This window comes from Bacillus sp. AK124, assembly GCF_053903085.1.
This window is the reverse complement of the sequence record NZ_CP096378.1, coordinates 2,001,154-2,027,661: the sequence shown is the minus strand read 5'-3', so window position 1 is coordinate 2,027,661 and position 26,508 is coordinate 2,001,154. Positions and strand designations below refer to the sequence as shown.

Below are 26,508 nucleotides of genomic sequence, written 5' to 3'. Positions count from 1 at the left end.
TAAGTATACTAGAAAAGATGCGCTGCCCTCAATATAAACGGCTTCCATGCGCCGATTCACTTTTTTCCGGTGTTCGTCAGCGCTCCGCAAACCATCCGGGCTCCGGAGTTTCCGGATGGATTTGTCAGATCATCATCCTGATGCTCATGAATGACGAAAGCACTTCCGTCATGATCAAGCAGACTGAACTTGCTTTTCTGATCGAGGGTGACGTCCGGCGCATTTACGATAACGTCGACTTTGCCGTCGGCTCCGACTTCAATATTCGGCAAATCACCGGCATGCGGTCCTTTCGGATTGTGAAAGCCGTGCTCCTTTTGGTCAGGATTGAAATGAGCACCCGCACTTTCAAAATCAGGCTTTTTACACACGCCCGTTTCATGAATATGAAAAGCAAGCATTCCCGGCGGCAGATTATGGGCGCTGACTCTGATATCAAGGCCTTCTGCAGCAGATTCAGACACTTCTATAAAACCGGTTTCCGTACCGTCGCGTTTGATCAGCGGTACTTTTAACGGCTGTGTCATCGCTTCAAAGGTTACTCTATGTTCCTGTTCGACATTTTTTTGCTGAATTTCTTTCTGCTGTGTACATGCAGCTGCCAGACAAACGGCCATACATGTGAGCAATATGTAATGTAATGTTCTCAAACGGCTCCCCCCTTCGCTTTTCTTTTCAGTTTAGACAACGAAGAGGGGCATTAAACCTGTCCTTCCTATCCTGAAAACACGCAAAAAAAAAAGCCATATAAAATGGCTTTTTTAGAATGAATACCGTTTTGCGCCGAGATAGCGCTGTTTCCAGTAGGAATTGTTCATGTCGCTGACAGTGACACCGGAATCGTTGGCATTGATAAACTTGTTGTTTCCTAAATAAATGCCGACGTGTGAAGGGCCCGCTTTATATGTTTGGAAGAAAACGAAGTCTCCTCTTGAAGGTTGGCTGACTGGTGACATGACGCTCCAGTATCCGGCTGCGCTCAGCCTTGAGACAGATGTGACTTTGTTCAACGTGTAATAGATGAATCCGCTGCAGTCAAAGCCTGAAGGGTTGTTGCCTCCCCATCTGTAAGGCACGCCGATATGCTTTTCTGCTTCTGCAATCATCCGTTCGACCTTTGCACTTGTCGAAGTGCCGGTTGAAACTGAAGAGTTCGGCGAGCTGGAAGACGGGCTGCCAGATGATCCGGAAGTCGATGCACCGGAGATTTTAAGCTTCTGGCCAACTTGCAGGACATCTGTTTTTAATCGATTAGCTTCTCTGATGCTTTGTACTGTCACATTCATCGAATTTGCAATTTTCCACAGAGAATCGCCTGGTTTAACCGTGTAAGTGGTCGTTTTTGAACTGCTGCTTGTGTTCGTTTTACTTGATGAAGAATTTGAAGACGAACCAGAAGATGTTTTGCTTCCGCTGGAAACCGTTCCTTTCACTTTAAGAACCTGGTTCGGGTAGATCGTGTCCGACTTCAAGTTGTTCAGCGTTTTAATTTCGGCGATTGTCATATTCAAATTATTGGCAATTTTCCATAAAGAATCGCCCAATTTGACTTTGTATGTGCTGCTTGAACTTTGCGAGCTTGAGGATGAGCTGGATGATTTCGAACTGGAACTGGAACTCGAACTTGAGCCAGAGCTGGAACCGGTGTTTTTCGCGCTTCCTTTAATAACCAGCTTTTGTCCCGGGTAAATCATATCGCTGCTCAGACCGTTTAAGTTTTTAATCTCTTTTACGGTTGTTTTGTAGTCTTTGGCAATCAGCCACAAGGAATCTCCTAATTTCACTGTGTAAGTTGACTTTGCAGTGCTTGAGCTTGAGCTGGAACTTGCGGATTTTGTCTGTGAGCTGCTTTTTGACTTGCCGTCCGGTACTTTTAAAGTTTGTCCGACATAAATAACTGTAGATGAAAGATTGTTGGCTGATTGAAGTGCCGAAACACTGGTATTGTACTCAGCTGAAAGCTTCCACAGTGAGTCTCCGCTTTTCACCTTGATGGTTTGGGCTTCTACCGGTGACGCCGCCAATGAAGTTCCAACTACCGCAGAGGCCGCCAAACCTACTGCTATCTTCTTCTTCATAACCTCTTAACCTCCCGTTTCATTTTCGTTCTCTCTATGTATGCCATTACATTTGCCATTGCTTAAGACTTTATCCAGCCGGTCAGGCAGGTGATCTGATCACCGTATGGATGGCCTTTGGCTGAAAGCCCCCTTTTATATTCTTAAGCAAAAAATGCAATTCACGATTTGTATCGGTCTAATTTATATTTTTTTAATAGTCTTTTTGCCTTTTTACAAATTTCTTATTAAAAATACAGACTGATAGGCACATTGACAAAAATCAACACTTTTTTCAATGCTCGAGATATCGGGTGCTTTTTTTGCAAAGGTTTGAGTTTTAAGTTTTCGGAAATACGATGATCAGTTGTTTTAAAATCAGAGGTTCATGGTGAAAAACAGCGAAAAGGAGTTAACTGGATATGCTGCATGTGCCGAAACAGCCCGAATAGACGCCGTAACATGCGGATTTCTGTGCCGTTTTACAGCCGATTTTCTTTTTCGGATCAAACGGTCAAGCCCAGCGTTCAAGTTGAGGGTGTAAAAACTGCGTATTCTTATTCATTAGTTTACCGTAAATCGCCGATCAATCCTCATCTATTGCCTAATCGAAAAGCAAAGATCAGGATCACTCATACATTTCTACATTTCAGCACAAATTCCTCCACGAAACCATAAATTGACTATATCATACATTTTTTTTGCCAACATCCGGAATTGGGAGTATCTTTTTTTTAGATCGAACGGCGTTTTACTATTTCATCTATAGATTCTTATTTCCTATCTTAATATAAAGATAAATGTAAAATTAACACTTAATACTCATTCGTTTTTGTATATCAATAGTCGTTATTTACTATTAGAAAACACATAAAAAAACTTCCGGTTTATTACCGCCGCTTTCATGCATGTTTCCTCCTTTTATGACGCATTTTAAGATATGGAGGTGAATCTTCTTGGCCATTCAAAAAATATGTCAATATTTATGTACGTGTTTAGGAATTCTTTCTCTTTCCTTTATTTATGTGCAAATGTTTAAAAAAGCAAAACAGGCGAAAAAAGATTGAACAGACATTTATTGCATTTTATACATAACGTGTTATAATTTCTCTCGTTATCCAAAAGAAACGGGGAACTGATATGAGGGAAACAAAGGATTTGCGGGAGAAAACAAGGCAGTTTTTAACGATTTTAATTCCGATTTTGATTACGCAAGCGGGACTGTCGCTCATTACGGTTCTCGACACGGTGATGTCAGGCAAAGTCAGTGCCGCCGACCTCGCCGGCGTCGCAATCGGCTCGAGTTTGTGGACCCCGGTTTATACAGGGCTTGCCGGCATTTTGACGGCTGTAACACCGATGGTCGCCCAACTGATGGGGGCCAAGCGGCAAAAGGATGTCCCTTATACTGTTATTCAATCGATTTATGTGGCCGGAATCATCAGCATTGCCGTGATCGTCTCCGGGTACTTACTGATTGATCCGGTGCTTGAGAATCTCGATCTTGAACAGAAGGTAGCGGTCATCGCAAAGCAATATTTAATCTGCATCGGGCTCGGCATATTGCCGTTGTTTGTTTACAATGTGATGCGCTGCTTTATTGATTCACTCGGAAAAACGCGGGTGACGATGCTGGTTACGCTCTGTTCTCTGCCCATTAATTTTGTTTTGAATTATTTGTTCATTTTCGGGAACTTCGGCTTTCCAAAGCTTGGAGGAGCAGGAGCCGGTATGGCTTCCGCCATCACATATTGGTGCATTTGTCTGATCTCTTTATACATCGTCCACAAAAAGACGCCGTTTCACCAGTTTAGGATTTTTGGAACATTCTATTCATTTTCTTTTGCTGAAAGTATGAAACTGCTGAAGATCGGCATTCCGATCGGTTTCGCCATCTTCTTTGAGACGAGTATATTCGCAGCTGTCACTTTGCTGATGAGCCATTTTGACACGGTCACGATCGCTTCCCATCAGGCGGCAATGAATTTCGCTTCGCTTCTTTACATGCTTCCATTGAGCGTATCGATGACGCTGACAATTGTCGTCGGCTTTGAGGCCGGAGCAAAACGGTTTAAAGACTCGAGAACCTACAGCTATCTCGGCATTTCAATAGCGGTCGGTTTTTCATTATTCACCGCACTCATCATTTTACTGTTCAGAGAGCAAATCGCCGGTTTGTATGCGGCTGACCGGGATGTGCTGCTTCTGACAAAGGACTTCTTGCTGTTTGCGTTGTTTTTTCAGCTGTCGGATGCCATCGCCGCTCCGATTCAAGGAGCGCTCAGAGGATATAAAGATGTTAACTACACGCTTGTCACAGCTCTCGTCTCGTATTGGATTATCGGGCTTCCGGTCGGTTTTGTGATCGGAACGTATACTTCATTCGGAGCTTTCGGGTACTGGATCGGACTGATCACGGGGCTCGCAGCCGGTGCAGTCGGGCTGTTTTTCAGGCTCAAACGCATTCAAAACCGCTATATTCACACTCAAAGCGTGTAAAAAGGTGCCGGGCTCATATGCCCGACACCTTTTTTGATCATTTTAATCATTCCATTGATAGGTCCAAAATGTTTCTTTTTCAAACCATGTCTCAACAACCGGCTCGCCATTGGCGAGTTTTTTCTCTATTTCTTTCATAAAGCCGCCTGTTTGAGATTTATGTGCTTTGAGCGCGTTCATTTTAATATCTGCAGCTTCTTTGATATCAAGAACGACGTCAGGTTTGCCAAGAACCTCTTCCCTGTGGTGGGTGATGGCCATGCATAAGACGCGCGGCCGGTCTTCTTTCTTTTTCCGCGATAATGCCCTGATAACCGCGGCACCGCACGCATCATGGTCAGGATGAACGCCGTGTCCCGGATAAAACGTCACAACAAGGCTCGGGTTTACATCATCAATGACAGCCTCTATTCGATCGGCCAGTTTTTCTTCATCCTCGAATTCGAGCGTTTTATCGCGGTATCCGAGCATGCGCAAATCCTGTACATCCATTTCCCTGCAGGCGTCGATCAGCTCTTGCTTTCTGAGCAGCGGAAGGGTTTCCCTGTTGGCAAAAAGCGGGTCTCCCATATTTCTTCCCATCTCGCCCAGCGTCAGGCACGCGTATGTTACAGGTATATCTTCTTTTCGGTTTAAGGCGATCAAGCCGGCGACTCCGAAAGATTCATCGTCAGGATGCGGCAAGATCACGAGTAAATGTTTTTTCATCTATAACACCTTCTTTTTAGACTGCAAATGGCTTTTTGCTGATTTGAAGCGAAATGGCGAGTTTGCCGCCCGGCAAATAGCCGGCGAGAAGCAACCTTCCTTCATCATCAACCGTATAATCCGTCAGGCCTTCGGCGTAGATCCAGCCGTCTTCAATTTTCAAACCGGCGCGAAATGGCCCCTCGCCCGTGATTTTGGCGCGGGAGCATGTCACCTTCGCGTTTCTGATATACGCCACCACGGTCATGTTCTGCTCATCTTTATGCGCGGAATACGATCCGGTTGTCGTCTCCAAATGAATGTAAACAGGCTGGTTTAAAAATGTTTCCAAAGAAGCCTGCACATCTTCTTTTATTATTGCTTTCATGTTACTCCCTGCTTTCTTCGTTTGTTAATAACTCCAATCGTTCCGTATGCCATTCAATCAGCTTGAGCTTCATATCTGGTTCCAATTGTGAATTCACAATGCGCCGGATTGATTGATAGTATTTTTCGTGCTTCGTCTTTCTGAGCCTTGGATGGGTGCGGAGGTCGTTCAACTCATCATCAATCGCCCGATGAAGCGCCTGCCTGCCTTCTCCGTCCATCGTCCGGTTTTTCCAAAGGGTTTTATACGCCCGGAAAAGCTCTAGTTCGTCTGCCATGACGGAATAACCTCCGAATTGCTTCAATAATGTTTAATTATACATAATCAGTGCTTGTTGAAAAGAAAAAGGGCTTACGGATGAAAGGAATTTTTTCTTTTTAAAAATACCTTCTCCGGTTTCTTCCATTGAAATTGCGAAAGTGTAAACAAAATCAGCGCCGCCCATATGCAGGTAAACGTAAAGACCTTACTGCTGCTGAACGGTTCATGGTAGACGAACACGCCTAAGCATAATGTAATGGTCGGAGCGATATATTGCAAAATGCCGACTTGATAAAGCGGAAGTTTTTTCGCACCTTCCGCAAATAAAAGCAGCGGAATCGCAGTTAACACTCCTGCCAAAAACAGCAGTACCATCATGCCGATGCTCCCTGAAGCGGCTTGAGCCTTTTCCGGATGGCTGAAGAACAACAGATAGATCACTGCAACCGGAGCGATCATCATCGTTTCCAGGGTAAGTCCTATGGCGCTTGAGAGCGATGTCCGCTTTTTCGCCAGTCCGTAGAGCCCGAAACTGAATGCAAGTATCAGGGCGATGTATGGCACGGAACCGTACTGGAAGGCGGAAATAAGCACGCCGAAGGCAGCGAGAAGAACTGCCGCTCCCTGCATCCGTGTCAGCTTTTCCTTTAAAAAGACAATTCCGAGCACGATCGATACGAGCGGATTGATGTAATAGCCCAGGCTCGCTTCAAGAATATAACCGTTGCTGACAGCCCATATGTAGACATACCAATTGATCGAAATCAGAACGGACGACAAAATGAGCGGTACAAATTCCTTTCGGTTTCCCGAAAGCGCGCGAAATGCTTTAACTCCGTTTTTCCACTGCCGCAAAACGAGAAGCACGCCGCACATGAAAACAAATGACCAGATAATCCGGTGAGCCAGTATATCGAGCGCAGCCGTCTGATCGAGCACTTTCCAATATAAAGGAAGGAGCCCCCACAGCAGATAAGAAAGCGCTGTGTAAATGATTCCTTTCGTTTGAGATGAATGATTCATGTCTGTTTCTTTCCTTTCTTCTCATCACTTTCCGCACTTTTTTGCATATACTGTACCGTCTATGTGAAAGGAAGTGTGATCGTGTTTGATTGGCAACGCTTTTTTCCATTTCAGCAGTTTTCCAAGGACGGATTAAAAAACGCTGACCCGAAAGATGTGGAGCAGTATATCCACCACATGATGAAAAGCGTTTTCGGCCCGGGGTATGCAGTTCAATTTCCTTTTCGTGACCCTCTCTCAAAAGAAACACAGGCGGCAGATGAATCTGATCCGATTGATATTTTTGAAACGACAAGCCATGTATTTGTTAAAATACCGCTCACCAAAGAACAGCTTAACCTTCTGAAAATTAAACATACTTCACAAACCCTGATCATAGAAAACTACCCTGAAAAAGGGCGGCAGGAAAAAGTCGTTCTCCCCTCTCTAGTGCGCAGAAAGGGTACGAAAGCAATATTTAAAGACGGCATTTTAGAAGTGATGTTCTTAAAAAATGAGGACTTTAACCTGTCTGAAATCGACATCACGTTTTGAAAACGGCCAGCTTGGCAAAGCAGGCTGTTTTTTTTCTTCCTGTACCATTTTAACACTAGTCCTCAAGGATGATCACCTCATTTGCCTGACATGCGGCTGAACTTTTACATTTCGACGGTGTTAGTCATTATTCCTTAAAAAATCTCTGTAACTATTTGCTCTTTCGGCTGTTGTCAGTTAGTCCTTATAATGATAATGGTTCTCAATTTATAAAACAGGAGGATGGATATGAAAAAGAAAATCAGCTTATTGATCACAGCAATGTTTTTGACGATCCTTTGTTTTTCACCTCAAGCTTCTGCAGCATACAACTCACTGCATAAGGGCTACGCCACTTACACGGGGTCGGGTTACTCCGGCGGTGCATTGCTTTTGGATCCTATTCCGTCCAATATGAAGATCACCGCTTTAAATCCGACAGATATGAATTACCGCGGAGTGAAAGCAGCTCTTGCCGGCGCCTATCTGCGGGTTGAAGGGCCGAAAGGAAAAACGACCGTCTATGTGACCGATCTGTATCCTGAAGGCGCGCCGGGAGCTCTTGACCTTTCACCGAACGCTTTTCGCCAGATCGGCGATATGAAAGACGGCAAAATCAACATTAAATGGCGTGTAGTCAAAGCGCCGATTACCGGCAATTTCACTTACCGGATCAAAGAAGGCAGCAGCCAGTGGTGGGCGGCAATCCAAGTCAGAAATCACAAATATCCCGTCATGAAAATGGAATATTACAAAGGCGGAAAGTGGATCAATATGGAGAAAACGGACTACAACCATTTCGTCAGCACCAATCTTGGGACAAGTCCGCTTAAAGTCAGAATTACAGATATCCGAGGAAAAGTCGTAAAAGACACGATCAAAAAACTGCCGGAAAACGGGACGTCAAGCGCATATACCGTACCTGGAAAAGTACAGTTCCCTGACTGATCGATCCGGAAAGAATGAGACGGCGGCCAAAGGCGAAAAGATTCGCAAGCTTTGGCCGCCGCTTCATATTGGACATCCGGCATTTAGATGCCAGCAACAATTGGCTTATTGATCAATAGCCCGGTCCCGCCCCTCTGAATGGAGCTGCGCCCGGAACACCTCCGTACGGAACGGCCCCAGGAGCTGACCCATAGCCGTAATAAGGCGTGCCGCCGTAAGGTCCCGGGTATGGCGGCGGGTAAGCGTAAGGTCTTGGGTAGTTAAAAATCGCGCTTCCGAGAAATCCGCCCAGCAATCCGCCGACAAGCGGCGCTCCAAAACCCCAGAATAACGGGAATCTGGCCGGGAATCTGGCCGGGTATCCGGCAGGACCTGATCTCGAATAAAGCATATGAGGGTTCATTGGCTTTTATCCTCCTTTATGTCTGCCTATAGTAAAGGTATTCATAAAGTCGGGAAACGTTTGGGCTATTCTTCATAAATCATTTTTTTTGTCATTCCGCCGTCCACCGTCAAGTTTGTACCGGTGACAAAGCGATTGTCCGGATCGGCCAAGTAAAAGCATGCTTTGACGATATCCTGAGGGCGGCCGACCCTGTTTGACAAATGCTGTTCGTGGTCAATAGGCCGCAGGGCAGTATCATCACCGGTTTCGATCCATCCCGGGGAAATGCTGTTGACGACGATTGAATCTTTGCTTAAAGACGCGGCCAATGCGTGAGTCAAAGCGATTAAGCCCCCTTTTGACGCGGCATAGGCTTCCGAGTCAGGCTCGGACATAAACGCCCTTGTCGAAGCGATATTGACGATGGCTCCGCCTGTTTTCGCTTCTTTCATTTTTTTGGCGGCTTCTTTTGCGCAAAGAAACCCGCCTTTCAAATTGGTATTCAGCACATCGTCCCATTCTTCCGCCGTCAAATCATAAGGGGACTTCCAAACTGATCTGCCCGCGTTATTAATGAGCGCAGATATCGAACGGCCGTTTCGGGAAGCTTCCTGCATCAGCTGTTTCACATCTTCTTCAGATCCCACATCACAAGCTGCAAACTGAACCCGCGCTCCGGAAGCGGTCAGCTCTTTTTCAAGCTGTTCACCCTCTTCCTTCAATCGGCGAATACGACGATAAAACCTTTTTGAGCATAGGCGGTCACAAGGTCTCTTCCGATGCCTCTGGCCCCGCCTGTAATGACGACTGTTTCTTTACTAGTCAATCCGGTCAGCTCCCTTCCGGATCGCAATGATGCTCGGCCCAGGTTTGTATCTCTCTGAGGACAGGCTCTAGCGCCGTTCCCTTGTCTGTCAATTGATAGATGACTTTTACCGGCGTTTCCGGCAGCACTTGGCGCTCGATTATTTTGCAGTGTTCGAGCTCTTTTAAACGTTCAGCCAGCATTTTTTGGCTAATCATCGGTATCATTTCGGTCAAGTCTTTAAACCGTTTAGGTCCATCCAACAATACATGGATGATCAATCCATTCCATCGTTTGCCGAGTAAAGAAAAGGCGGCTTCCATTCTAGGACACATTGTAAACCCCAATTCTCTCACCCCTCCATATCCAGTTGACAAATATAATGTGTGCCATTAAAATACTCAATAAAGTTACAAAAAGTAAGTTTCTAACTTTTTGTCTGACTCTATCATAACATGTTTAGCCCAAAGGAGGAAGTCACATGTCTTCACAAGAAAACACTGCTCTCAACATTCTGGAAGAGCGTACTTCGATTAAAGAATATGACACAAGCGTTTCCATTTCCAAAGAGGAGCTGACAAAGCTGCTGAGCGTCACAACAAAGGCTCCGTCAGCCTGGAATCTGCAGCACTGGCATTTTACAGTCTTCCACAGCCAAGAATCAAAAGATAAGCTCCTTCCGATCGCGTTCAACCAAAAACAAGTCAGCCAGGCATCTGCGGTTGTAGCCGTGCTTGGAGACTTACAAGCGAACCTGAACGGTGAAGCCGTATACGGCCCTCTGACAGAAGCAGGTTATATGACTGAAGACATTAAAAACACGCTGCTCGGACAAATCAACGGCGCTTATCAAAACAGCGGATTTGCAAGAGACGCCGCCTTTACTAACGCATCGCTCGCGGCCATGCAGCTGATGATTGCGGCTAAAGCTATGGGCTATGACACATGCGCGATGGGCGGCTTTGACAAGCAAGCGTTCGTTAAAGAATTCAACATCAATGAACGTTATGTACCGGTCATGCTGATTTCGATCGGAAAACCGGTCAAACCTGCGCACAAAAGCAATCGTTTTGATGTGTCTGACGTATCTACATGGCTGTAAACACGCTAAAAACCTTAGTCCCCAAAAAGGACTAAGGTTTATTTTTATGCTTTTATATGCTTTTCATACCAGATTTTCGCCTGGTCGATCTCGCTGTGTGTCAGCTGATGACCGCCGCTTTCCCAGTGAAGGAGCACTTGGGCGCCGGCGTTTGTGAAATAGCCGGCAAGCTCGCTTGATTCCTGCGGTGGGCAGAGGGGGTCTGTTTTGCCGGCTCCAATGAACACGGGCAGGCCTGTCATATCAGGGAGCTTGCGATTTCTAAACGGAACCATCGGATGATGCAAAATCGCCCCTTTCAGTACACGTTCATGACGGAACAGCAGACTTCCCGCGATATTGGCGCCGTTTGAATAACCGATTGCGACCACCCGGCTCCTGTCAAAGTGAAATTCATTTGCGGCTTCATCTAAAAACGCTTTTAATTCATCCGTCCGGTCGATCAAATCTTTCTCGTCAAACACCCCTTCTCTCAAGCGCCTGAAAAAACGGGGCATTCCGTTTTCCAGCACATTTCCCCTGACTCCGAGTAAATTTGCATCGGAATCAATCATCCTGCCGATCGGCAGAAGATCGTGTTCGTTTCCCCCTGTTCCATGCAATAACAACAGGGTGGTATCAGAATTCCCTTTCTCATATATATGATTCATTTCCTTTCACTCCTTTTCCCATTTTGTTTCAGCGATGTCATTGCGCCGGTGCTTTCCAGCGGTTCATCAATCAAAAAGCCCCCGTTCGCCCGTCTCTTTCCCATTCTTTTACTCAGCAGTCTCCTGCATGGTGATCCTCTTCATTCTGTTTTATCTCGAATTCAAGATATTAATTATTGTAAAGTTATACTTTCGAATATGCAAGCCAGAACGCCTGTTTAAATAATTTAAAAAATCACTTTTTTCTAATAATTATCTTGTGATTAAATCTGACAACTGCTATGATTATGAACATTAAAATCGCTAAAGGAGGAAAAAAGGTGAATCAACAGCTTTTTAAATGGGTTTTGTTCATCATCCCTTTTATCGGGCAGCTTGCTTTGCTACCATTTGTAAACCGGATTGATCCGATCGTTTTCGGACTTCCATTTTTTCATTTTTGGCTGGTGCTGTGGATTGTGCTGACACCGATGATCACATTTGCGATTTACAGATTTGAGAAAAGAAACGGAGGTTATGAGTGATGCAGGGAAATTTAACAGCGCTCCTCATCACCGCCGGCATTATTTTGACCGTGGTCTGTATCGGGTTTATCGCCGGCAGCAATAAGCAGTCGCGGAAATCGGTTGAAGAGTGGTCTGTCGGCGGAAGGCGTTTCGGAGGGCTGCTCGTCTGGTTTCTTGTGGGTGCCGACTTGTATACGGCCTACACGTTTTTAGGATTGACAAGCACCGCTTTTACAAGCGGAAGCGTCGCTTTTTTCGCGATTCCTTATTCGGTTTTGGCCTATTTCATCGCCTATTTTTTTCTGCCGAAGATTTGGAAGGTTGCGAAAGTGCACCAGCTCACAACGCTGGCCGATTATGCAAGGGAGCGCTTCAGCAGCAAGCTCCTGTCTTCGCTTGTTGCGATTGTCGGCGTCTTAATGCTGATCCCGTATATCTGCCTGCAGCTCAGCGGAATTCAGGATACGCTTCAAATCGCGGGTACAGGGTTTATTAACGTCAATGTCGTCGTAATCATTTCGTTCGTCCTTGTCGCGCTTTATACGTTTTTCAGCGGCATCAAAGGTCCTACATACACTGCCATTATTAAAGACATTTTAGTTTGGGTGATGATGCTGTTTATGGTCGTTTCGTTGCCGCTCATCCATTTTAACGGCTGGACGCCGATGATTGACAAGCTGGCAAATGAAGCGCCGCATATGCTGACAATCCCTTCTGACGGACCTCGCGGAATCGCCTGGTTCATCACGGCATCGATCGTTTCCGCGTTTGCTCTGTTCATGTGGGCCCATGCGGCGACAGGCGTTTTCACGGCGAACAGCGCGGATGCACTCAGAAAGAACAGTATGTTTCTGCCGTTGTACAATATTGTATTGATTTTAGTCATTTTCTTAGGCTTTATCGCATTTCTCGTACTTCCTGATGACATTAACCCGAGATTTGCATTGCTGTATTTAATTCAAAGTTCCTACGGCGGCGTCACGCAAGGATTCGCCTATTCAACGATTGCCCTGGCAAGTCTGATCCCGTGTTCGATTATGGCGATAGGGGCATCCAACCTATTCGCTAACAATTTATACCGCGATTTGATCAACCCCCGCGTTTCGGGACAAAAGCTGACGATCATCACCCGCTCGATGGTATTCGTCGTCATCGGTCTGGCCCTTTTATTCGGAATGCTGTTCCCGGCAGCGCTTGTAACGCTTCAGCTGCTCGGTGTATCAGGCATGGTGCAGATATTCCCTGCCATCGTCATCAGCCTGTTCTGGAAAAACCAGACGAAGGAAGCGACGATCATCGGTCTTCTCATCGGCCTGGCCGTTACATTTACCGTTTATTTAACAGGTGCCACTTTCGGCATTTACGAAGGCTTCTGGGGGCTTACCGCCAACCTTTTGACCGTTGTCTTGTTGAATCCGTTTTTTGTGAAAAATGTAAAACACAATTCTGTGATCAGCTTTTTGTTCCATGCTAAGAAGGATGTGCAAAAAAGCGCTTGATCACTAAAAAACCCTTGCGCTTCGTGTGAGCGCAAGGGTTTCTTTTATTTTTCTTTTTTTAAGATCTCTATCGCTTTATCCAGCTGCGTATCATTGTCAGCAAGCTTAGCCTGCAGCTTACTTGTCATGCTGATCGTCGTCTCGCCCGTTAGGATGCCTGTCGTTTTCAGCTTTTGGTCTTTTTGAAAAGCCTTAACGGCAGCCTCCGTCTGTGCGTCGAATGCTCCCGTCGCATTCAGCTTATAGCCGAGCGCTTGGAGCATTTGCTGGGCAGCTTTCACTTCGTCTCCGGTGCTGCCTGCCTTATACTCTTTTTTGGAATCCAGGTACGGCAGTTTAGCATAGCTTGGGAGCTCCGCTTTATATTGAGGTTTGATTCCTTTTTCGTGAATCCAGTCACCATTTGGCGTCAGCCACTTGGCAATCGTCAGCTTGACGGTCGATCCGTCGGAGAAGCTCTCCGCATTTTGAACCGTTCCTTTTCCAAACGTATTTTCACCCACAATCGGGATGCCTGAAGACTGGTGAAGTGCTGCTGCCATGATCTCAGCGGCGCTTGCCGTTCCTCCGTTGACGAGAACGACGGTCGGCTTGTTCACTTTTCGTTCCTTCTCAGCTTTGTACACTTCTTTTTTCCCGTTTTTGGATTCAACCTGCATAATGGTTTTGCCTTTATCGACAAACATGTTGCTCATCATAATCGCTTGGTCCATCAGGCCGCCGGGATTTCCTCTGAGGTCAAGCACAAATCGTTCCGCACCTTTTTCAGACAAGTCATCAATGGCTTTCGTCAGTTCCTTAGCGGTATTTTCAGAGAAAGACGTAATTTGGATTTCACCGATGTTGCCGCCGATCATTTTAGAGTACACCGTTTCGATCGGAATCGTATCGCGCTTAATCGTAACATCGATTTGGCCGACGCCTCCCCTGTTGAGAACAAGCTTGACATTCGTGCCTTTTTTGCCGCGGATCATTGCTGTCGCTTCGTTGACGGTCTTGCCTTTTACGCTTTTGCCGTCCACTTTCTGAATTTCATCATGCGGCTTTAAGCCGGCTTTTTCTGCGGGAGATCCTTTAATAGGCGCGACGATTAGAATTTGTCCATTTTTTTCTTCTACTTGGGCGCCGATTCCTTCAAAAGAAGAGGTAATGCTTTCTTCAAAGCTTTTAGCTTCTTTCTTATCCATGTATGTTGAATATGGATCGTCCAAAGCTCCAAGCATCCCTTTAATTGCCCCGTCAGTCAGCTTTTCATCGTCTGCATTTTGATAATAGTCGCTCTTGATTTTGTCGTACGCCGCCATCAGCTTTTCGAATTTCTCGGAGTCTGAAGCGGAATATACTGAACCGCCGCTGCCTTTGCCCACCAGATAAAGCGTCAGTGCGGAGGCGGCGACAGCCGTAATCAATACAGCCAAAAAGAGTTTTAACTGCTGTTTCAAACGAACACCACCTTTTCTTCTTACCATATTATCATGGACGAATCTTTATTCGTCAACTCGAATTACTCAGGATCCGATTTTCCGGGCTGCTGGCATTCGATCGTTTTTCAACCATTATTCCTTTTTTGCATATGCATACAAAAAAGGAGGGATCTCAATTTGAGCGATTATTTAGACATGCTTGCCAGCTTCGGCGTCTCATCCGCTCATCCTGGCGGTATGTCCCTGTCAAAGGCAGTGCTCGCCAAAGCTGGCATCGACCCTGAGCAGCCGATTCTTGATGCAGGCTGCGGAACCGGCCAGACCGCCGCTTATTTGGGGCAGCTGCTGTTTCCTGTCACTGCCCTTGACGCCGACCCAGTCATGATCGATAAAGCCCGACAGCGTTTTAAAAAAGAACAGCTATCCATTCCGATTGTCCACTCTCCCCTCGAGGAAATGCCGTTTCAGTCTGAAAGCTTTGCCTGTGTATTATCTGAATCTGTACTGAGCTTCACAGATATCCGGTCCGCTTTACAGGAAATCCGGCGGATTTTAAAACCCGGAGGGATGCTGATCGCGATCGAAGTGTGCCTTAAGGAAGGCAACGCTCTGACAGACGAAGCCAAAAAAGAAATCACGGACTTTTACGGATTCACCGCTTTATATGCCGAGAATGAATGGGTCAATGTCCTGCGGGAAGAAGGATTTTCAAAGGTTAGCATCATCCCTGTCCTATTGGAAGACGCAGCAGACCCTGATGACGCCGTCGAAATGGATTTGTCGCCTTCGATTTCCGACAAAAACTATGAAACAATGGAAAAACACCTGCATTACCTGGAAAAATACCGGGATTCTCTTGATCATATTATTTTTATATCACATCTATAAACCATCATTTGTCCTCCTTCTTTCGTCCAACCTTTTCTATTGAAACTGTCATAAGCTGACTAGGAATAGAATAGATTAGATGATGGAAGGAGCATTCAAGTGGACCGATATTATAGGTTTTGCCACCAAAATGTTGGCAGAGTTGCGAGAATCACCGACAAAGGAGGCCGCGTCCATGTCGGAAGAATCGTCCGTGTATCACCAAGCAAAGTGTATATCGCCCCGATGATCAGACGGGGAGGCCGCGGATTCGCCTACGGATATTACGGCGGCGGATGGGGTTGGGGCCCTGTATACGGACTTGGCCTTGGTTTAATTGCCGGTGTGGCCCTTGCAGGTTTGTTTTTTTGGTAACATGAAAAGGCCGATATCTATCGGCCTTTTCCCTTTTATATCTTTTTCACCTGTTTAAAATACTCTTCAAGCGTCAAGCCGTGTTCTTGGATGACTTTAGCCGCTTTTTTGCCTACATAGCGCAGGTGCCATGGTTCATACTTATATTTCGTAATGTCTTCTTTGTTTTTCGGATAACGGATGATATAGCCGTATTTGTAGGCGTTCTTCTCGACCCATTGTCCGTCTTTCGTATTGCCGAAATCCTCTGATAAGGCGAAGCCGTTGCTTTTGCTGGAAATATCCATCGCAAGTCCTGTCTGATGCTCGCTTTGACCCGGATATGCCACAGCTTCTTTCGCCTTTTCTTCTCCCTTTTGGCTCACTTCGTTGTTATAGATCGCTTTTTGTCTGTCATAGGATCTGTAGCCGGACACCGCAGCCAGTTCATAGCCTTCTTTTTTCGCGGCACTGAACATCTCTTCAAGCGCTTTGGCGGCTTCTTTTCTGATATACCGCTTGTCGATATCCTCGGTAAAAGAAAATGCGACATCAGGCACTGTCAGGTCGCTCGGTGCATAGTTGCCGGGAAGCGCGTATTCTTTATTGACAAGCGCCAGTATGTTTTCCGGATTTTGAATCGTCGGCAGCCCGTCTACATCTTTAATTTGATTAAAATACTTGCTCTCAAGTATGAACTCCTGATCTTCCAGGCTGCTGTCGTCCTTTTGGTCTTTCGCATCTTTGCTTGCATTTGCAGTGTTCTGTGTTTTAGCCGTGTCATTTTGCTTCTGTTCAGTCATGGTACATCCTGTGCCAAGCAGAACCGCTGCACTCAGCAATGAAGCAATCGTCACGTATTTGTACTTTCCGTTCATTCGAATCCATCCTTTTTCAGTGCATGTATCTGGTTACAATGCGGTATCCAGAGCCAGCAGAATCATATCATTAAAGGTCGTCTGCCTTTCTTCTGCCGTTGTTTCCTCGCCGGTAATAACGTGATCGCTGACCGTTAAAATGGAGAGGGCTTTTCGGCCGAATTTCGCAGCTAATGTATAAAGCGCCGTCGTTTCCATCTCGACCGCAAGCACTCCATGTTTGGCAAGCTTCTCAATTTGGCTGTCGTCATTATAGAATTGATCCGCCGTAAACACGTTCCCTGCCGTAACCGGGATGTTCCGCTCACTTGCAGCGTCATAAGCAGCTTTTAACAGGCCGAAGTCTGCGCAGGGCGCAAAGTCGATCGATCCGAATGCCACTCTGTTGATTTGCGAATCGGTTGATGAAGTCATTGCCAGAATGACATCTCTTACATTGACGTCTTTTCTGATCGCACCACACGATCCGACGCGGATCAGGTTTTTCACATCATAGCTTCTAATCAGTTCATTGACATAAATTGAAATAGAAGGCACACCCATGCCTGTCCCCTGTACGGAAACGCGCTTTCCTTTATAAGTGCCCGTAAAGCCGTACATTCCCCGTACTTCGTTATAACATTCAACGTTTTCCAAATATGTATCAGCGATATATTTTGCACGCAGCGGGTCTCCTGGCAGCAGCACCGTTTCTGCAATTTGTCCTTTTTCTGCGCCAATATGTACGCTCATGAATATTCCTCCTGCCTTTTTAAAGCTGATTGGTGATGATGATTGCAGCATCCATCGCATATGTATTATAAACCAACATCGCGGAAAAAGAAAATAAAGCCCTGCTTCACTTCGGCATCATTCTTTTGTTGTCATGTTTAAAAAAGGACAGGCATACCTTTAAAAAAGAATCATTACGATTAGCTATTTCAGGATGGAGGAAAAGTGATGTTTCGTTCACTTAATAGTTATTTAATCGACTTTACCGGGCTTGTTGTCATCGGTGTTTTGCTATGCCTTGTGTCAGCCGGCGGATCGCTCGCCGCAGGCCTCCCCTTCCAGATTCCGGCTTCCGTTCAGCAGCTGAATACGATTTTCATCAGCATTTTAATCGAAGCTCTTCCCTTTGTGTTAATCGGGGTATTGATCGCCGGTTTCATCCAGATTTTTGTGACTGAAGAGCACATCCGCTCGCTTTTTCCAAAAAACAGGTTTTCAGGAGTAATTGTCAGCTGTTTGCTCGGCGCTTGTTTTCCGGCTTGCGAATGCGGAATTGTCCCGATCGTGAGAAGGCTCGTCTCAAAAGGCGTTCCCATCTATGCCGGCGTCGGCTTTCTGTTGACAGGTCCGCTGATCAATCCGATTGTCATCTTATCCACTTTTATGGCATTTGGCAATGATTTGCGAATGGCCGTTTTAAGGGTTGCTGTCGGTTTTGCCGCAGCGGTCATCATCGCTTTTGCGATCAGCATGATGTTCCGCTCCAGCCAGCTGAAAACGGAAAGCAGCATAACAGCTGCACACTGCGCCCATTCCGGCAGACAATCCCCTTTTTCGGAAAAGCTATTTGATATGCTGAAACACGCTGTTGACGAATTCTTTGATATGGGAAGGTTTCTGATTATCGGCGCTTTAATTGCCGCACTTGTGCAAACCTACCTCCCGTTAAAGTCGCTGTTTTTGTTCGGAGGGGGCATGCTCGACTCGGCATTGGTCATGATGGGACTGGCTTACTTTTTATCACTGTGCTCTGAAGCGGATGCATTTATCGGCGCCTCCTTCTCCAATTTGTTTCCTTCTTCGTCCATCCTTGCTTTTCTCGTATACGGACCGATGCTCGATTTAAAAAATACGGTCATGATGCTGCATGCGTTTAAGCCGAAGTTCGTCATTTGTTTGTCTGTTCTGATCACAGTTGTTGTCTATGTTTGTATCAAATTTGTCAGTTTGCTTTAGAAAGGAGGTTTCACCAATGGTTTTTCAGCCTCGACAATTTTTGCGCGCACTCGTGTTGGCGGCTTTTTCCGTCTTTATTTTCAAGCTCCATTACACAGGGGAAATTGATAAGCTGATCAATCCGAAATACGATTACACAAGCCTCATCGCCGCAGGTGTGTTTGCGTTTCTGTTTATCATTCAGCTGACAAGGGTCTGGACGGTGAAGGATGACCACTCTGGAGATTGCGGCTGCGGACATGATCATGACGAATCAAAGCCTTTTTTCATCAGGCTGATGCATTATGGCGTAATCACGCTTCCCCTTATCACCGGATTCACCCTTTCCCCGGCTGTACTGAATTCGTCTGTCGCCGCCAATAAAGGGACGATGCTCACCAAAACGGAGATCGCCCCTCAAACCGAAGGCGAAAAGGAACATGTCATGACACCGGAGATTCAGCAGGGGCTCGCCGATTCAGCGATGCCGAAGTCGGCGTATGACCGGAAGATGGAGCAATTTAAGCATGAAAAGCAAATTGTCATGAATGACGATATGTTTGCAGACTATTATGATGAAGTGACAAGCCGTCTTGATCATTACATTGGAAAAGAAATCACGGTCAAAGGCTTCGTCCATAAGGAAGCGGGGCTGAGCGCACGCCAGCTCGTGCTGTCCCGATTTATGATCACGCACTGCATCGCAGACGCCAGCCTGATCGGGTTTCTCGCCGAATGGAGCGGCGCTGAGCAATTGCAGCCTGATACATGGATTGAATTGGAAGGAACGCTCGGCAAAGCATCTTATAACGGCGCTGTCATCCCGATCATCCGCACGAAGCGATGGAAGGAGATCAGCGAGCCGAAGCAGCCGTATGTCTACCCGGCCGCGATCAATATGACAGAATAAAGACGACTTTCTCTTGGATAAATAGCGGGGCGTTTAGTCATCCTATTTTTTAGGAAGGAGGTCATAAATGATGGGCAAAAAACAGCGAAACAGAGTCACCGGTCTGAAAAAGAACAACCACATCCCGACAAAGGACGTCATCGCGGCAGAGGATGCACACGAAAAGGAATTCAGCGCCAGAAAACGAAAGAATACAACATAAAAAAACTGCGGACAGCGCTTCCGCAGTTTTTTCAGCTTTACGATGACTGCAGCAAAATGCGGTTGATTTTGCTCCATCCCGTAGACAGCAGTTTATAATAGGTTTTTCCCTTTCTTCCTTCATCGATTAAAACGATGTCGCCTGTTGCAAGGAATCTCGCCTTATAATCATTCGGCACCGTGTCATAAACATTGAAAGTGGAAAATGTCCGTTCCAGCACATCTTCATGGGTTCTGCCGTTTATTTCCGTTCTGTAAACCATTTCATATCCCTTATCTTCACCAAAGCAAGGCGTTTGAAAAATCGTCACATCATAAGGTGTCAGCTTCTTTTTAAACAGTTGAAACATTAACGGCAATACAGATCCCTCCTTTTTTTATACAATTGGCGCTTCGCGGCTCAATCCCTTTGACTACTTTTGTCGAACAAGCGGGTACTTTTCGCCAATTTTTTTGAAGATGAAAAACAGCGCCAGACCGAGAGAAAATCCTGAGATGACATCTGTCATATAATGAACGCCGAGATACATGCGGCTGATGCCGATGAGTCCGACGATAAAGCCTGTCCACATGTAAAGTGCGCGGCTGCGTTGTTGAAAAAAAGGAATGCAGAGCAAAAAGAGATATGCGATAAACGGATATATGCTCGCCGCATTCATTGAATGGCCGCTCGGAAAGCTGTGTGACGATTCGTGGACGAGCGGGTTTATCGCAGGGCGCTCTCTGGCAATCCAGCCTTTTAAAGCTTCATTGGCCGTTCTTTCAACAAAAAACAGCAAATAAAGATACAGTGATGCCGCTGCTTTTTTATAGACGGCAAGTACCAAGGTTAAAGCAAGCATCAGCGGCAGCATGAAGCCGCTTGACCCAAGCTCTGTCACCGCTTTAAAAAACGCTGTGAGAACCGGGTATCTAACAGATTCGAGAGCTTGTATCACGCTCACATCAAACGATTGAACCGCCGGGATGCGGATAAGAATGGCCATCATTGCAAAGACAGCGGCTGAAAATAGTGCTTTATACATTGAAAAAATCAGTGCCTCCTTGTCATTGTTTTTAAACATTTTACACCCGGCTCCCCCGCCGGGCAAATTTATAAGAAAAACCGGAGCAGGTGCGCCCCGGTCCCTTTTTTCAATCCTCTATATGCTCATCTATCATACATTTTGCAATCAGATAATCAAAGGTGATATCGGCAATTTCGAACAGTTCGTCCTCGCTCGGTATGTAGCCTCTTCTTGTCAGCTCTAGATAAAAAAAATCAGCGATTTCTTCTGTATCTATCATCAGTTCAATTTCTTTCATTGTGATCGCCTCCTTATTCTGATGTATGAGCTGGCATCCGGTTTTATAACCGGTTTGTCATAATGTTTGTCCTCTGTCATATACATGTCGTAACAAGACAAAAGCCGGAAGGGGAAAAGAAAATGATCCAAAAAACGCTTGAAGCACTTGACGGAGAAGGGTTTGACCTGGTATTGGGGAAGGTCTTGAAAGCCATGTTCGGCCTGATTGTGTTCGGCTGTTTTCCTTACTTTTTATATTTGTTGTTTATCATTTGAAATATTCTTTCAGGCTGCTTAACACAAACTCCATCATTTCTTTATATTCCGCATCCTGAAACATTTCATACAATACTTTATAGTCATTGTAAATATCAAGCAGCTCATCCACGACAGCAACAGCCATGTTGCGCTCATGCTCATGCTCCTCGGGATCCCCCGCGAATGGCAGAAACACCTTTTCAGATATCGGTTCATCAAGCTCTTGTCCGGCTTCGCCGACATAATGAACAAACAGAAGCTGATGGACGAACTGGTCCATTTCGTAAGTTCTGAGGACGAGCGTTAAATCTTCTTCTTCGGTTTCAAGCCATTCTCCGTCTTTCAAACGGGTCAGCTCGTAAATGATATCTTCCCAGCCATCCTCCACATATCTCCAAATTTCCGTTCTGTGCCCGGTGATTTTAAACAATTCTTTGCCGTAATCTTTTACATAGACGACATCCCCGATTAAAAATTCATATTCGATATCAAGCTTTTCCGTATCGACAATGACCCCGTCATAATCTTTGTAGAGCTGAAGAGAAGTTTCAAAATAAAGCACTTCATTATGATTGACTTCATACAAAAAATGCTTATCGATTTTATGAACTTTTGTAATCGTTCCGACCGTCCCGTACATCACGACAACGACAACATCCCCGACTTTGAATTTAGGCGCGTTTGACTTCATATTTGGATTCCCCCTTGCCTTGAAGCTTCCGTGTTACGCTTATCGTATGCTGAGTGCTGTTAATTCGCATGGGCTAAGGTTACAAAGCCCGATGAGTTTTCCGAAAAGCCCAGCCGGCTTTAGGCGAACGTAAAAAATCCGCAGTTATTCAGAACTGCGGATTTTTTATCGCTTTGTTTCCGAAATATATTGCTCCCAAGCCTCATCAAATGTCGTCATTGACGATAAATAATCCCCATTAAGCTCAAGGTAAGAGCTGATTTCATCGTAATGAGTTGATGTCTTGGGAAATCCGTGATCAAGATAAGCGTGGTTCGCAAATTCGCTGATCGCGTCCTTCGGTTTCGGATGGCGGTATTTCATTAAATAATGGTAAAAAGACTTCACGGTCTCCCCTCCTGTCCTCTTTTGATGTTCTATTATACAGGGCGTCTGAAAAAATACAAACAAAAAAAACCGGCAAAAAGCCGGCTTCATGAAGAAAAATCAAAGTAATTGCGCTTCAATATGCGCTCTGTTTTCATCAGCGCATCATACGAAACGGACGAAGGCAGTTTTTTTGTATCGATCAAGAGCAGCTGATTTTCAATTTCCCAAGTGACATTGTCCTCCTGATAGACCATGCCGCAGCCTTCGCATTCCACCGCAGGTGTATCGGTGATTTCGATCGCTTTCGTCCCGTCAGGAAGCTCCCAATAAACCGCCGTGCGGGCTTCCCCGGCTTTTTCTTCACTGCACCATTCACACCTCTTCATTGCACACGCCCCTCAGCTTCGCCTTCTTTTTTTTGCTGAGCAAGGAATTTCTTTTCTTTCAATTCATCGCGCTTTGCCCGGCGGCTTTTCAATGTTTCATGATCGGGCCTTGTGGAATAGCTCTCCCTTCTTTCAAGCCGTTTTAAGCCGTCCGGTGTGTATGAAAGAGCTTGATCCGCATAGATTGCCGATATGCCGATCTCCTCTTTTTCCTTCATTACACCAGGGAAAATTTTGGCAAAATAGTCGTCCGCTCTTCCCGGAATATAGTTCTCAGGCTCAGGATAAGACGTAATGACGCCTTCAAAATTGCGGAGCACGACTTTATCGGGGCTTTGCGAAATCAAGTAATTCGGCTGTATGGCGATTTTTCCGCCCCCGCCCGGCGCGTCAACGACAAAGGTAGGGACTGCATAACCGCTTGTGTGTCCGCGCAAGCCTTCAATGATTTCAAGACCTTTGGAGACAGGCGCTCTGAAATGGCCGATTCCTTCAGACAAATCGCATTGATAGATATAATACGGACGGACTCTGATTTTCACCAAATCATGCATCAGCTTTTTCATAATGGAAACGCTGTCATTTATACCAGCCAAAATCACGGCCTGATTGCCGACCGGAACCCCGGCGTTGACCAGCTTCTCACAGGCTTCCTTCGCTTCCTTCGTGATTTCGATGCTCGTGTTGAAATGCGTATTCAGCCAGACGGGATGATACTTTTTCAAAATGCTGCAAAGTTTGTCGGTAATCCGCTGCGGGAAGACGACCGGGGCTCTCGTGCCGATCCGGATGATTTCCACGTGCGGGATCGCACGGAGGTTTTTCAAAATATATTCAAGAATTTGATCGTTAATGAGAAGACCGTCCCCTCCTGAAATCAGGACATCCCTGACATCGGGCGTATCCCGGATATATGCGATCGCCTGATCGAGCTGCTTTTTCGGCACGCCCATGCCGATTTGTCCGGAAAAACGCCGCCTTGTACAGTACCTGCAGTACATCGAGCATTGATTAGTGACGAGAAACAAAACCCGGTCCGGATAGCGGTGGGTTAAGCCGGGGACAGGCGAATCTTCATCCTCATGAAGGGGATCTTCAAGGTCGTATTTTGTTTTGTGCATTTCTTCTGCCAGGGGCACCGACTGCATTCTGATCGGACAGCGCGGATCATCCGGATCCATCAGTGAAGCGTAATACGGCGTAATATTTAAAGGGATCGTCTTTGTGGAGATTCTCACCCCTTCTTCTTCCTCTTTCGTAAGATTGACGACTTTTTTCAAATCGTCAAGCGTTCTGACGGTGTTGGTCAGCTGCCAGATCCAGTCGTTCCATTTTTCCTCGGGAACATCTTTCCAAAGCTCAATATCCTTCCAGTGCCTTTTCGGCTGAAACAGACCGTTTTCCATCTTTCATCCCCCTATCAGCATTTTCCCTATACTTTTCAGGTTATGTGACCGGTGTGAAAAGTGTCTCTTCAAATATAAAACCCGCGGAAGACCGCTTTTTAAGACCGGCTTAAATTTTTGCACCAGATGTTCATGTTCTCGATGGTTTTATAAATGAGGCAGTTGTTCAAAAGCCGGCCCCTATATGAGTATGATAAATGATAAAGACTGGCGTTCATCCCGAAAGAAGCTGCTCTTGCGATTGAATAAACGTAAAAGATACCCGCTTGTTTCAAATCGGTTTCGAGTGCGGCAATCAGCCGCCTCGTCAATGAAAAGCCCCTGTATTCCGGCAGGACGGCGCAGTCTGTTATTTCCGCATTCCCCAAAACGGGATTCACGTCTGCACCTGCTGATGCAATCACTTTTTCCCCGTCAAAAGCGAGGTAGTAAACAGCCCCTTTCCCCATCGCTTCCTTAAGATATGCCGGATCTGAAACAGGCGCGGGGTATACAGGAAAGACGCAGTTGTAGAGATCGGCGAGACCAGGCGCATCACTGGAGGCGGCCCGCCTGATTTGAAAGGAAGCGTTTTGGGCCTCCGCGATGCGGGGAGTGCTGAACAGCTCTGTCAGCATTTGATCCTGCGCAAGCCAGTCAGCGGTTTTTCGCCTGTCTTCTTTCACATATTTTACGAACACGTCAGCATCATGCCCGTTAAAGTATCCGTCAATTTTCCCTTCCGGTTCAAACGTCCGCTCAAGCAAAGCGTTTCTGTCATTCGTTTTGGTGAAAACGATCATTTTCCCTATGCCGTGTTTTTTTGCTTCTTTCAATATGGCGGGAAAAAATGAACACACATCGCCTTCATAATTGATGATTCTGATTCTTTTACTGAACAAGTCGACATCCGCTTCAAGCGTACAGCTGTCATTGCTCCATTTTTCCACCATATTTAACCTCCAAAACAGCTGATCTTTTCACCGTTCATAATCACACCAATTCATAATAAACAGGCTGATGATTTTGGCTGACTGAATCAGGGCGTCTTTTTCAATGTATTCATTTGCCTGGTGAGCCATTTTCGTTTCTCCCGGACCGAAGACGATGACAGGGGTGCCTCCGGCGTGCGACAATATTCCGCCGTCTGTCGCCCACGGGGAAGCTTCGATTAGGGGATCGTTTGCCGTGATGGTTTGATAGGCGGATTTCAGCACTTTCGTCAGTTCATGGTCTTCAGCCAAATCGTTTGGGAGCCACATGGCGCCGAACCATTCTATGTCAACAGGGTAGTGTTTAAACCATTCATCATGGTATTGAAGATCATTGAGCCAGTTTTCAAACTCGGACTGGACGGCTTCAGGAGATTCGTTCGGAGCGATTCCGCACCTTCCTTCCAGTGTCACCGTGTCAGCGACCGATGAAGGCCATGCGCCTCCTTTGATCGTGCCGATGTTAATCGGAACCGGAATCGGGATATTGTCATACAAAGAATCTGTTATTCTCTTATTCCTGACCTGTTCAAGCTGGCGAAGCGACTGGATGACAAGCATGCTTTTTTCAATGGCGCTGACACCTTCATATCTTGTGCCGCCGTGTGCAGAAAGCCCTTTGACCGTGATTCTGAACCACATCGACCCCTGCTGCTTAATAAACATTTTCATATTTGTCGGCTCGGGAATCAAAGCGCCGTCCGCCTTGTAGCCCCTCATGACGGCCGCCAGCGTCCCGGCTCCGCCACACTCCTCGTCTACGACACTTTGAAAAATCAGGTCTCCTTTTAATTGAACCCCGCATTGCTCCAGCGCTTCCATCGCCATTAAAAGAGCCGTATTGCCGCCTTTCATGTCAGTTGTGCCCCGGCCGTATATCCGTCCTTGCTTCATGACCGGCTGAAAAGGCTCCGTCTCCCAGTCTTTTCTGTTTCCTTCAGGCACGACATCGATGTGTCCGTTTAAGATCAGCGATTTCCCGCCGCCCTTTCCTCTTTTGACAGCCGTAATATTCGGGCTTTCTTTAAAGCTTGTTCTGTCTGATTTAAACAGCGGGTGCTGTTCCAATTGCTTCATGCTCGGCTCCCAGACATCGATTTCAGCTTCGAATTGTCTCAGTTTCTCCAGGACGACAGCTTGGGCGGTAAATTCACTGCCCATTGTGCTTTTTTCTCCGACGAGTTTTTTCAAAAGGCGAACCGCTTTTTTCTCGTGCGAATCGATCCAATCGCACACCTTTCTCTCTATGTTCTCCATC

At 46.1% G+C, this 26,508-nt stretch carries 33 protein-coding genes and 1 pseudogene; 12 read left to right on the top strand and 22 right to left on the bottom strand.

Annotated elements, in window-relative coordinates:
* Nucleotides 1-56: 56 nt before the first annotated feature.
* Both M1E06_RS10295 and M1E06_RS10290 read right to left on the bottom strand, forming a co-directional pair.
* The gene (locus M1E06_RS10295; protein ID WP_407640594.1) at nt 57-617 is read right to left on the bottom strand and encodes a superoxide dismutase family protein; all 561 of its coding nucleotides are present in this window, start codon (nt 615-617) and stop codon (nt 57-59) included.
* A gap of 144 nt (nt 618-761) precedes the next feature.
* Complete coding sequence (locus M1E06_RS10290) at nt 762-2,078, bottom strand: C40 family peptidase (RefSeq protein ID WP_075213120.1); 1,317 nt, start codon at nt 2,076-2,078, stop codon at nt 762-764.
* A gap of 1,119 nt (nt 2,079-3,197) precedes the next feature.
* Here M1E06_RS10290 and M1E06_RS10285 point away from each other — a divergent pair.
* Complete coding sequence (locus M1E06_RS10285; RefSeq protein WP_023857362.1) at nt 3,198-4,556, top strand: MATE family efflux transporter; 1,359 nt, start codon at nt 3,198-3,200, stop codon at nt 4,554-4,556.
* A gap of 42 nt (nt 4,557-4,598) precedes the next feature.
* Here the strand turns inward: M1E06_RS10285 and bshB2 are convergent, their stop codons facing one another.
* The 4 genes from bshB2 to rarD form a co-directional block, all read right to left on the bottom strand.
* On the bottom strand, nt 4,599-5,264 hold the full coding sequence (gene bshB2 / locus M1E06_RS10280) for a bacillithiol biosynthesis deacetylase BshB2 (protein WP_025811289.1): 666 nt from the start codon (nt 5,262-5,264) through the stop codon (nt 4,599-4,601).
* Nucleotides 5,265-5,280: 16 nt separating this feature from the next.
* Nucleotides 5,281-5,631 (bottom strand): YojF family protein, encoded by a 351-nt coding sequence (locus M1E06_RS10275; RefSeq protein WP_020451827.1) that lies wholly within the window; start codon nt 5,629-5,631, stop codon nt 5,281-5,283.
* A gap of 1 nt (nt 5,632) precedes the next feature.
* Nucleotides 5,633-5,908 carry a hypothetical protein gene (locus M1E06_RS10270; protein WP_023857365.1) on the bottom strand — a complete coding sequence of 92 codons (276 nt, stop codon included), beginning with the start codon at nt 5,906-5,908 and terminating at the stop codon, nt 5,633-5,635.
* A 74-nt stretch (nt 5,909-5,982) separates the two neighbouring features.
* Nucleotides 5,983-6,915, bottom strand: coding sequence for an EamA family transporter RarD (gene rarD / locus M1E06_RS10265; protein WP_020451828.1), 933 nt, complete (start codon nt 6,913-6,915; stop codon nt 5,983-5,985).
* An 81-nt stretch (nt 6,916-6,996) separates the two neighbouring features.
* Here rarD and M1E06_RS10260 point away from each other — a divergent pair, with 81 nt between their 5' ends.
* Entirely contained in the window at nt 6,997-7,449 is a 453-nt protein-coding gene (locus M1E06_RS10260) for a germination protein GerT (RefSeq protein ID WP_020451829.1), read from the top strand.
* Nucleotides 7,450-7,677: 228 nt separating this feature from the next.
* Nucleotides 7,678-8,376, top strand: a complete 699-nt coding sequence (locus M1E06_RS10255) for an expansin EXLX1 family cellulose-binding protein (protein ID WP_020451830.1) — start codon at nt 7,678-7,680, stop codon at nt 8,374-8,376.
* A gap of 112 nt (nt 8,377-8,488) precedes the next feature.
* On the opposite strand, the gene M1E06_RS10250 is transcribed toward M1E06_RS10255, so the two are convergent.
* From M1E06_RS10250 to M1E06_RS10240, 3 genes and pseudogenes are all read right to left on the bottom strand, one after another.
* Nucleotides 8,489-8,779, bottom strand: coding sequence for a hypothetical protein (locus M1E06_RS10250; RefSeq protein WP_020451831.1), 291 nt, complete (start codon nt 8,777-8,779; stop codon nt 8,489-8,491).
* Nucleotides 8,780-8,844: 65 nt separating this feature from the next.
* Nucleotides 8,845-9,587: pseudogene (locus M1E06_RS10245) on the bottom strand (SDR family oxidoreductase).
* A gap of 5 nt (nt 9,588-9,592) precedes the next feature.
* Nucleotides 9,593-9,913, bottom strand: coding sequence for a winged helix-turn-helix transcriptional regulator (locus M1E06_RS10240; protein WP_023857369.1), 321 nt, complete (start codon nt 9,911-9,913; stop codon nt 9,593-9,595).
* A gap of 134 nt (nt 9,914-10,047) precedes the next feature.
* Here M1E06_RS10240 and M1E06_RS10235 point away from each other — a divergent pair, with 134 nt between their 5' ends.
* On the top strand, nt 10,048-10,668 hold the full coding sequence (locus M1E06_RS10235) for a nitroreductase family protein (protein ID WP_020451833.1): 621 nt from the start codon (nt 10,048-10,050) through the stop codon (nt 10,666-10,668).
* Between the two features lie 44 nt (nt 10,669-10,712).
* Here the strand turns inward: M1E06_RS10235 and M1E06_RS10230 are convergent, their stop codons facing one another.
* Nucleotides 10,713-11,318 carry an alpha/beta hydrolase gene (locus tag M1E06_RS10230; protein WP_020451834.1) on the bottom strand — a complete coding sequence of 202 codons (606 nt, stop codon included), beginning with the start codon at nt 11,316-11,318 and terminating at the stop codon, nt 10,713-10,715.
* A gap of 320 nt (nt 11,319-11,638) precedes the next feature.
* Between M1E06_RS10230 and M1E06_RS10225 the strand changes: the two genes are divergently transcribed.
* Both M1E06_RS10225 and M1E06_RS10220 read left to right on the top strand, forming a co-directional pair.
* Nucleotides 11,639-11,842 (top strand): DUF3311 domain-containing protein, encoded by a 204-nt coding sequence (locus tag M1E06_RS10225; protein WP_020451835.1) that lies wholly within the window; start codon nt 11,639-11,641, stop codon nt 11,840-11,842.
* Nucleotides 11,842-13,323 carry a sodium:solute symporter family protein gene (locus M1E06_RS10220; protein ID WP_020451836.1) on the top strand — a complete coding sequence of 494 codons (1,482 nt, stop codon included), beginning with the start codon at nt 11,842-11,844 and terminating at the stop codon, nt 13,321-13,323. The genes M1E06_RS10225 and M1E06_RS10220 overlap by 1 nt, the downstream gene beginning before the upstream one ends.
* Nucleotides 13,324-13,367: 44 nt before the next feature.
* Here M1E06_RS10220 and M1E06_RS10215 read toward each other — a convergent pair whose 3' ends face one another.
* Nucleotides 13,368-14,765: a S41 family peptidase gene (locus tag M1E06_RS10215; protein ID WP_020451837.1), complete on the bottom strand. Its 1,398-nt coding sequence runs from the start codon at nt 14,763-14,765 to the stop codon at nt 13,368-13,370.
* Between the two features lie 159 nt (nt 14,766-14,924).
* On the opposite strand from M1E06_RS10215, the gene M1E06_RS10210 reads away from it, so the two are divergent.
* Together M1E06_RS10210 and M1E06_RS10205 are read left to right on the top strand one after the other, a co-directional pair.
* Nucleotides 14,925-15,635, top strand: coding sequence for a class I SAM-dependent methyltransferase (locus M1E06_RS10210; protein ID WP_020451838.1), 711 nt, complete (start codon nt 14,925-14,927; stop codon nt 15,633-15,635).
* A 99-nt stretch (nt 15,636-15,734) separates the two neighbouring features.
* On the top strand, nt 15,735-15,989 hold the full coding sequence (locus M1E06_RS10205; RefSeq protein ID WP_020451839.1) for a hypothetical protein: 255 nt from the start codon (nt 15,735-15,737) through the stop codon (nt 15,987-15,989).
* 35 nt (nt 15,990-16,024) lie between these two features.
* Here the strand turns inward: M1E06_RS10205 and M1E06_RS10200 are convergent, their stop codons facing one another.
* Both M1E06_RS10200 and deoD read right to left on the bottom strand, forming a co-directional pair.
* On the bottom strand, nt 16,025-16,846 hold the full coding sequence (locus M1E06_RS10200; protein WP_020451840.1) for a M15 family metallopeptidase: 822 nt from the start codon (nt 16,844-16,846) through the stop codon (nt 16,025-16,027).
* A gap of 33 nt (nt 16,847-16,879) precedes the next feature.
* Nucleotides 16,880-17,578, bottom strand: a complete 699-nt coding sequence (gene deoD / locus M1E06_RS10195) for a purine-nucleoside phosphorylase (protein WP_003182742.1) — start codon at nt 17,576-17,578, stop codon at nt 16,880-16,882.
* A 207-nt stretch (nt 17,579-17,785) separates the two neighbouring features.
* Here deoD and M1E06_RS10190 point away from each other — a divergent pair, with 207 nt between their 5' ends.
* The 3 genes from M1E06_RS10190 (at nt 17,786) to M1E06_RS10180 (ending at nt 19,884) form a co-directional block, all read left to right on the top strand.
* Nucleotides 17,786-18,793, top strand: a complete 1,008-nt coding sequence (locus tag M1E06_RS10190) for a permease (RefSeq protein ID WP_020451841.1) — start codon at nt 17,786-17,788, stop codon at nt 18,791-18,793.
* A gap of 16 nt (nt 18,794-18,809) precedes the next feature.
* Entirely contained in the window at nt 18,810-19,682 is an 873-nt protein-coding gene (locus M1E06_RS10185) for a TIGR03943 family putative permease subunit (protein WP_216904416.1), read from the top strand.
* A gap of 70 nt (nt 19,683-19,752) precedes the next feature.
* Complete coding sequence (locus M1E06_RS10180; RefSeq protein ID WP_023857374.1) at nt 19,753-19,884, top strand: hypothetical protein; 132 nt, start codon at nt 19,753-19,755, stop codon at nt 19,882-19,884.
* A gap of 37 nt (nt 19,885-19,921) precedes the next feature.
* On the opposite strand, the gene M1E06_RS10175 is transcribed toward M1E06_RS10180, so the two are convergent.
* The 3 genes from M1E06_RS10175 to M1E06_RS10165 form a co-directional block, all read right to left on the bottom strand.
* Nucleotides 19,922-20,233 carry a YodL domain-containing protein gene (locus tag M1E06_RS10175; protein ID WP_173636688.1) on the bottom strand — a complete coding sequence of 104 codons (312 nt, stop codon included), beginning with the start codon at nt 20,231-20,233 and terminating at the stop codon, nt 19,922-19,924.
* A gap of 63 nt (nt 20,234-20,296) precedes the next feature.
* Entirely contained in the window at nt 20,297-20,908 is a 612-nt protein-coding gene (locus M1E06_RS10170) for a phosphatase PAP2 family protein (protein WP_240635804.1), read from the bottom strand.
* A 109-nt stretch (nt 20,909-21,017) separates the two neighbouring features.
* Nucleotides 21,018-21,188: a YozD family protein gene (locus M1E06_RS10165; protein ID WP_020451846.1), complete on the bottom strand. Its 171-nt coding sequence runs from the start codon at nt 21,186-21,188 to the stop codon at nt 21,018-21,020.
* Between the two features lie 122 nt (nt 21,189-21,310).
* Here M1E06_RS10165 and M1E06_RS10160 point away from each other — a divergent pair, with 122 nt between their 5' ends.
* Nucleotides 21,311-21,445, top strand: a complete 135-nt coding sequence (locus tag M1E06_RS10160; RefSeq protein ID WP_020451847.1) for a hypothetical protein — start codon at nt 21,311-21,313, stop codon at nt 21,443-21,445.
* On the opposite strand, the gene M1E06_RS10155 is transcribed toward M1E06_RS10160, so the two are convergent.
* The 6 genes from M1E06_RS10155 to M1E06_RS10130 form a co-directional block, all read right to left on the bottom strand.
* Nucleotides 21,438-22,118 (bottom strand): hypothetical protein, encoded by a 681-nt coding sequence (locus M1E06_RS10155; RefSeq protein ID WP_020451848.1) that lies wholly within the window; start codon nt 22,116-22,118, stop codon nt 21,438-21,440. The two genes, M1E06_RS10160 and M1E06_RS10155, sit on opposite strands and share 8 nt — an antisense overlap.
* A gap of 165 nt (nt 22,119-22,283) precedes the next feature.
* Complete coding sequence (locus tag M1E06_RS10150; protein ID WP_020451849.1) at nt 22,284-22,505, bottom strand: YozE family protein; 222 nt, start codon at nt 22,503-22,505, stop codon at nt 22,284-22,286.
* Nucleotides 22,506-22,591: 86 nt separating this feature from the next.
* The gene (locus tag M1E06_RS10145; RefSeq protein WP_020451850.1) at nt 22,592-22,873 is read right to left on the bottom strand and encodes a YokU family protein; all 282 of its coding nucleotides are present in this window, start codon (nt 22,871-22,873) and stop codon (nt 22,592-22,594) included.
* Nucleotides 22,870-24,279 (bottom strand): lysine 2,3-aminomutase, encoded by a 1,410-nt coding sequence (kamA, locus tag M1E06_RS10140; protein WP_101561006.1) that lies wholly within the window; start codon nt 24,277-24,279, stop codon nt 22,870-22,872. Before kamA ends, M1E06_RS10145 begins: the two co-directional genes overlap by 4 nt.
* Nucleotides 24,280-24,377: 98 nt before the next feature.
* Nucleotides 24,378-25,211 (bottom strand): putative beta-lysine N-acetyltransferase, encoded by an 834-nt coding sequence (gene ablB, locus M1E06_RS10135; RefSeq protein ID WP_023857378.1) that lies wholly within the window; start codon nt 25,209-25,211, stop codon nt 24,378-24,380.
* Between the two features lie 27 nt (nt 25,212-25,238).
* Nucleotides 25,239-26,507 carry a peptidase gene (locus M1E06_RS10130; protein WP_026579416.1) on the bottom strand — a complete coding sequence of 423 codons (1,269 nt, stop codon included), beginning with the start codon at nt 26,505-26,507 and terminating at the stop codon, nt 25,239-25,241.
* Between the last annotated feature and the right edge of the window lies 1 nt (nt 26,508).

What these genes read in the sequence shown, in the direction of transcription:
- M1E06_RS10130 (WP_026579416.1), bottom strand. Translation starts at nt 26,507, where the DNA reads ATGGAGAACATAGAGAGAAAGGTGTGCGATTGGATCGATTCGCACGAG.
- deoD (WP_003182742.1), bottom strand. Translation starts at nt 17,578, where the DNA reads ATGAGCGTACATATTGGCGCAGAAAAAGGACAAATTGCAGAAACGGTG.
- M1E06_RS10250 (WP_020451831.1), bottom strand. Translation starts at nt 8,779, where the DNA reads ATGAACCCTCATATGCTTTATTCGAGATCAGGTCCTGCCGGATACCCG.
- M1E06_RS10270 (WP_023857365.1), bottom strand. Translation starts at nt 5,908, where the DNA reads ATGGCAGACGAACTAGAGCTTTTCCGGGCGTATAAAACCCTTTGGAAA.
- kamA (WP_101561006.1), bottom strand. Translation starts at nt 24,279, where the DNA reads ATGGAAAACGGTCTGTTTCAGCCGAAAAGGCACTGGAAGGATATTGAG.
- M1E06_RS10220 (WP_020451836.1), top strand. Translation starts at nt 11,842, where the DNA reads ATGCAGGGAAATTTAACAGCGCTCCTCATCACCGCCGGCATTATTTTG.
- M1E06_RS10255 (WP_020451830.1), top strand. Translation starts at nt 7,678, where the DNA reads ATGAAAAAGAAAATCAGCTTATTGATCACAGCAATGTTTTTGACGATC.
- M1E06_RS10295 (WP_407640594.1), bottom strand. Translation starts at nt 617, where the DNA reads ATGGCCGTTTGTCTGGCAGCTGCATGTACACAGCAGAAAGAAATTCAG.
- M1E06_RS10145 (WP_020451850.1), bottom strand. Translation starts at nt 22,873, where the DNA reads ATGAAGAGGTGTGAATGGTGCAGTGAAGAAAAAGCCGGGGAAGCCCGC.
- M1E06_RS10235 (WP_020451833.1), top strand. Translation starts at nt 10,048, where the DNA reads ATGTCTTCACAAGAAAACACTGCTCTCAACATTCTGGAAGAGCGTACT.
- bshB2 (WP_025811289.1), bottom strand. Translation starts at nt 5,264, where the DNA reads ATGAAAAAACATTTACTCGTGATCTTGCCGCATCCTGACGATGAATCT.
- M1E06_RS10180 (WP_023857374.1), top strand. Translation starts at nt 19,753, where the DNA reads ATGGGCAAAAAACAGCGAAACAGAGTCACCGGTCTGAAAAAGAACAAC.
- rarD (WP_020451828.1), bottom strand. Translation starts at nt 6,915, where the DNA reads ATGAATCATTCATCTCAAACGAAAGGAATCATTTACACAGCGCTTTCT.
- M1E06_RS10160 (WP_020451847.1), top strand. Translation starts at nt 21,311, where the DNA reads ATGATCCAAAAAACGCTTGAAGCACTTGACGGAGAAGGGTTTGACCTG.
- M1E06_RS10275 (WP_020451827.1), bottom strand. Translation starts at nt 5,631, where the DNA reads ATGAAAGCAATAATAAAAGAAGATGTGCAGGCTTCTTTGGAAACATTT.
- ablB (WP_023857378.1), bottom strand. Translation starts at nt 25,211, where the DNA reads ATGGTGGAAAAATGGAGCAATGACAGCTGTACGCTTGAAGCGGATGTC.
- M1E06_RS10185 (WP_216904416.1), top strand. Translation starts at nt 18,810, where the DNA reads ATGGTTTTTCAGCCTCGACAATTTTTGCGCGCACTCGTGTTGGCGGCT.
- M1E06_RS10290 (WP_075213120.1), bottom strand. Translation starts at nt 2,078, where the DNA reads ATGAAGAAGAAGATAGCAGTAGGTTTGGCGGCCTCTGCGGTAGTTGGA.
- M1E06_RS10155 (WP_020451848.1), bottom strand. Translation starts at nt 22,118, where the DNA reads ATGAAGTCAAACGCGCCTAAATTCAAAGTCGGGGATGTTGTCGTTGTC.
- M1E06_RS10170 (WP_240635804.1), bottom strand. Translation starts at nt 20,908, where the DNA reads ATGTATAAAGCACTATTTTCAGCCGCTGTCTTTGCAATGATGGCCATT.
- M1E06_RS10230 (WP_020451834.1), bottom strand. Translation starts at nt 11,318, where the DNA reads ATGAATCATATATATGAGAAAGGGAATTCTGATACCACCCTGTTGTTA.
- M1E06_RS10200 (WP_020451840.1), bottom strand. Translation starts at nt 16,846, where the DNA reads ATGAACGGAAAGTACAAATACGTGACGATTGCTTCATTGCTGAGTGCA.
- M1E06_RS10175 (WP_173636688.1), bottom strand. Translation starts at nt 20,233, where the DNA reads ATGTTTCAACTGTTTAAAAAGAAGCTGACACCTTATGATGTGACGATT.
- M1E06_RS10190 (WP_020451841.1), top strand. Translation starts at nt 17,786, where the DNA reads ATGTTTCGTTCACTTAATAGTTATTTAATCGACTTTACCGGGCTTGTT.
- M1E06_RS10165 (WP_020451846.1), bottom strand. Translation starts at nt 21,188, where the DNA reads ATGAAAGAAATTGAACTGATGATAGATACAGAAGAAATCGCTGATTTT.
- M1E06_RS10285 (WP_023857362.1), top strand. Translation starts at nt 3,198, where the DNA reads ATGAGGGAAACAAAGGATTTGCGGGAGAAAACAAGGCAGTTTTTAACG.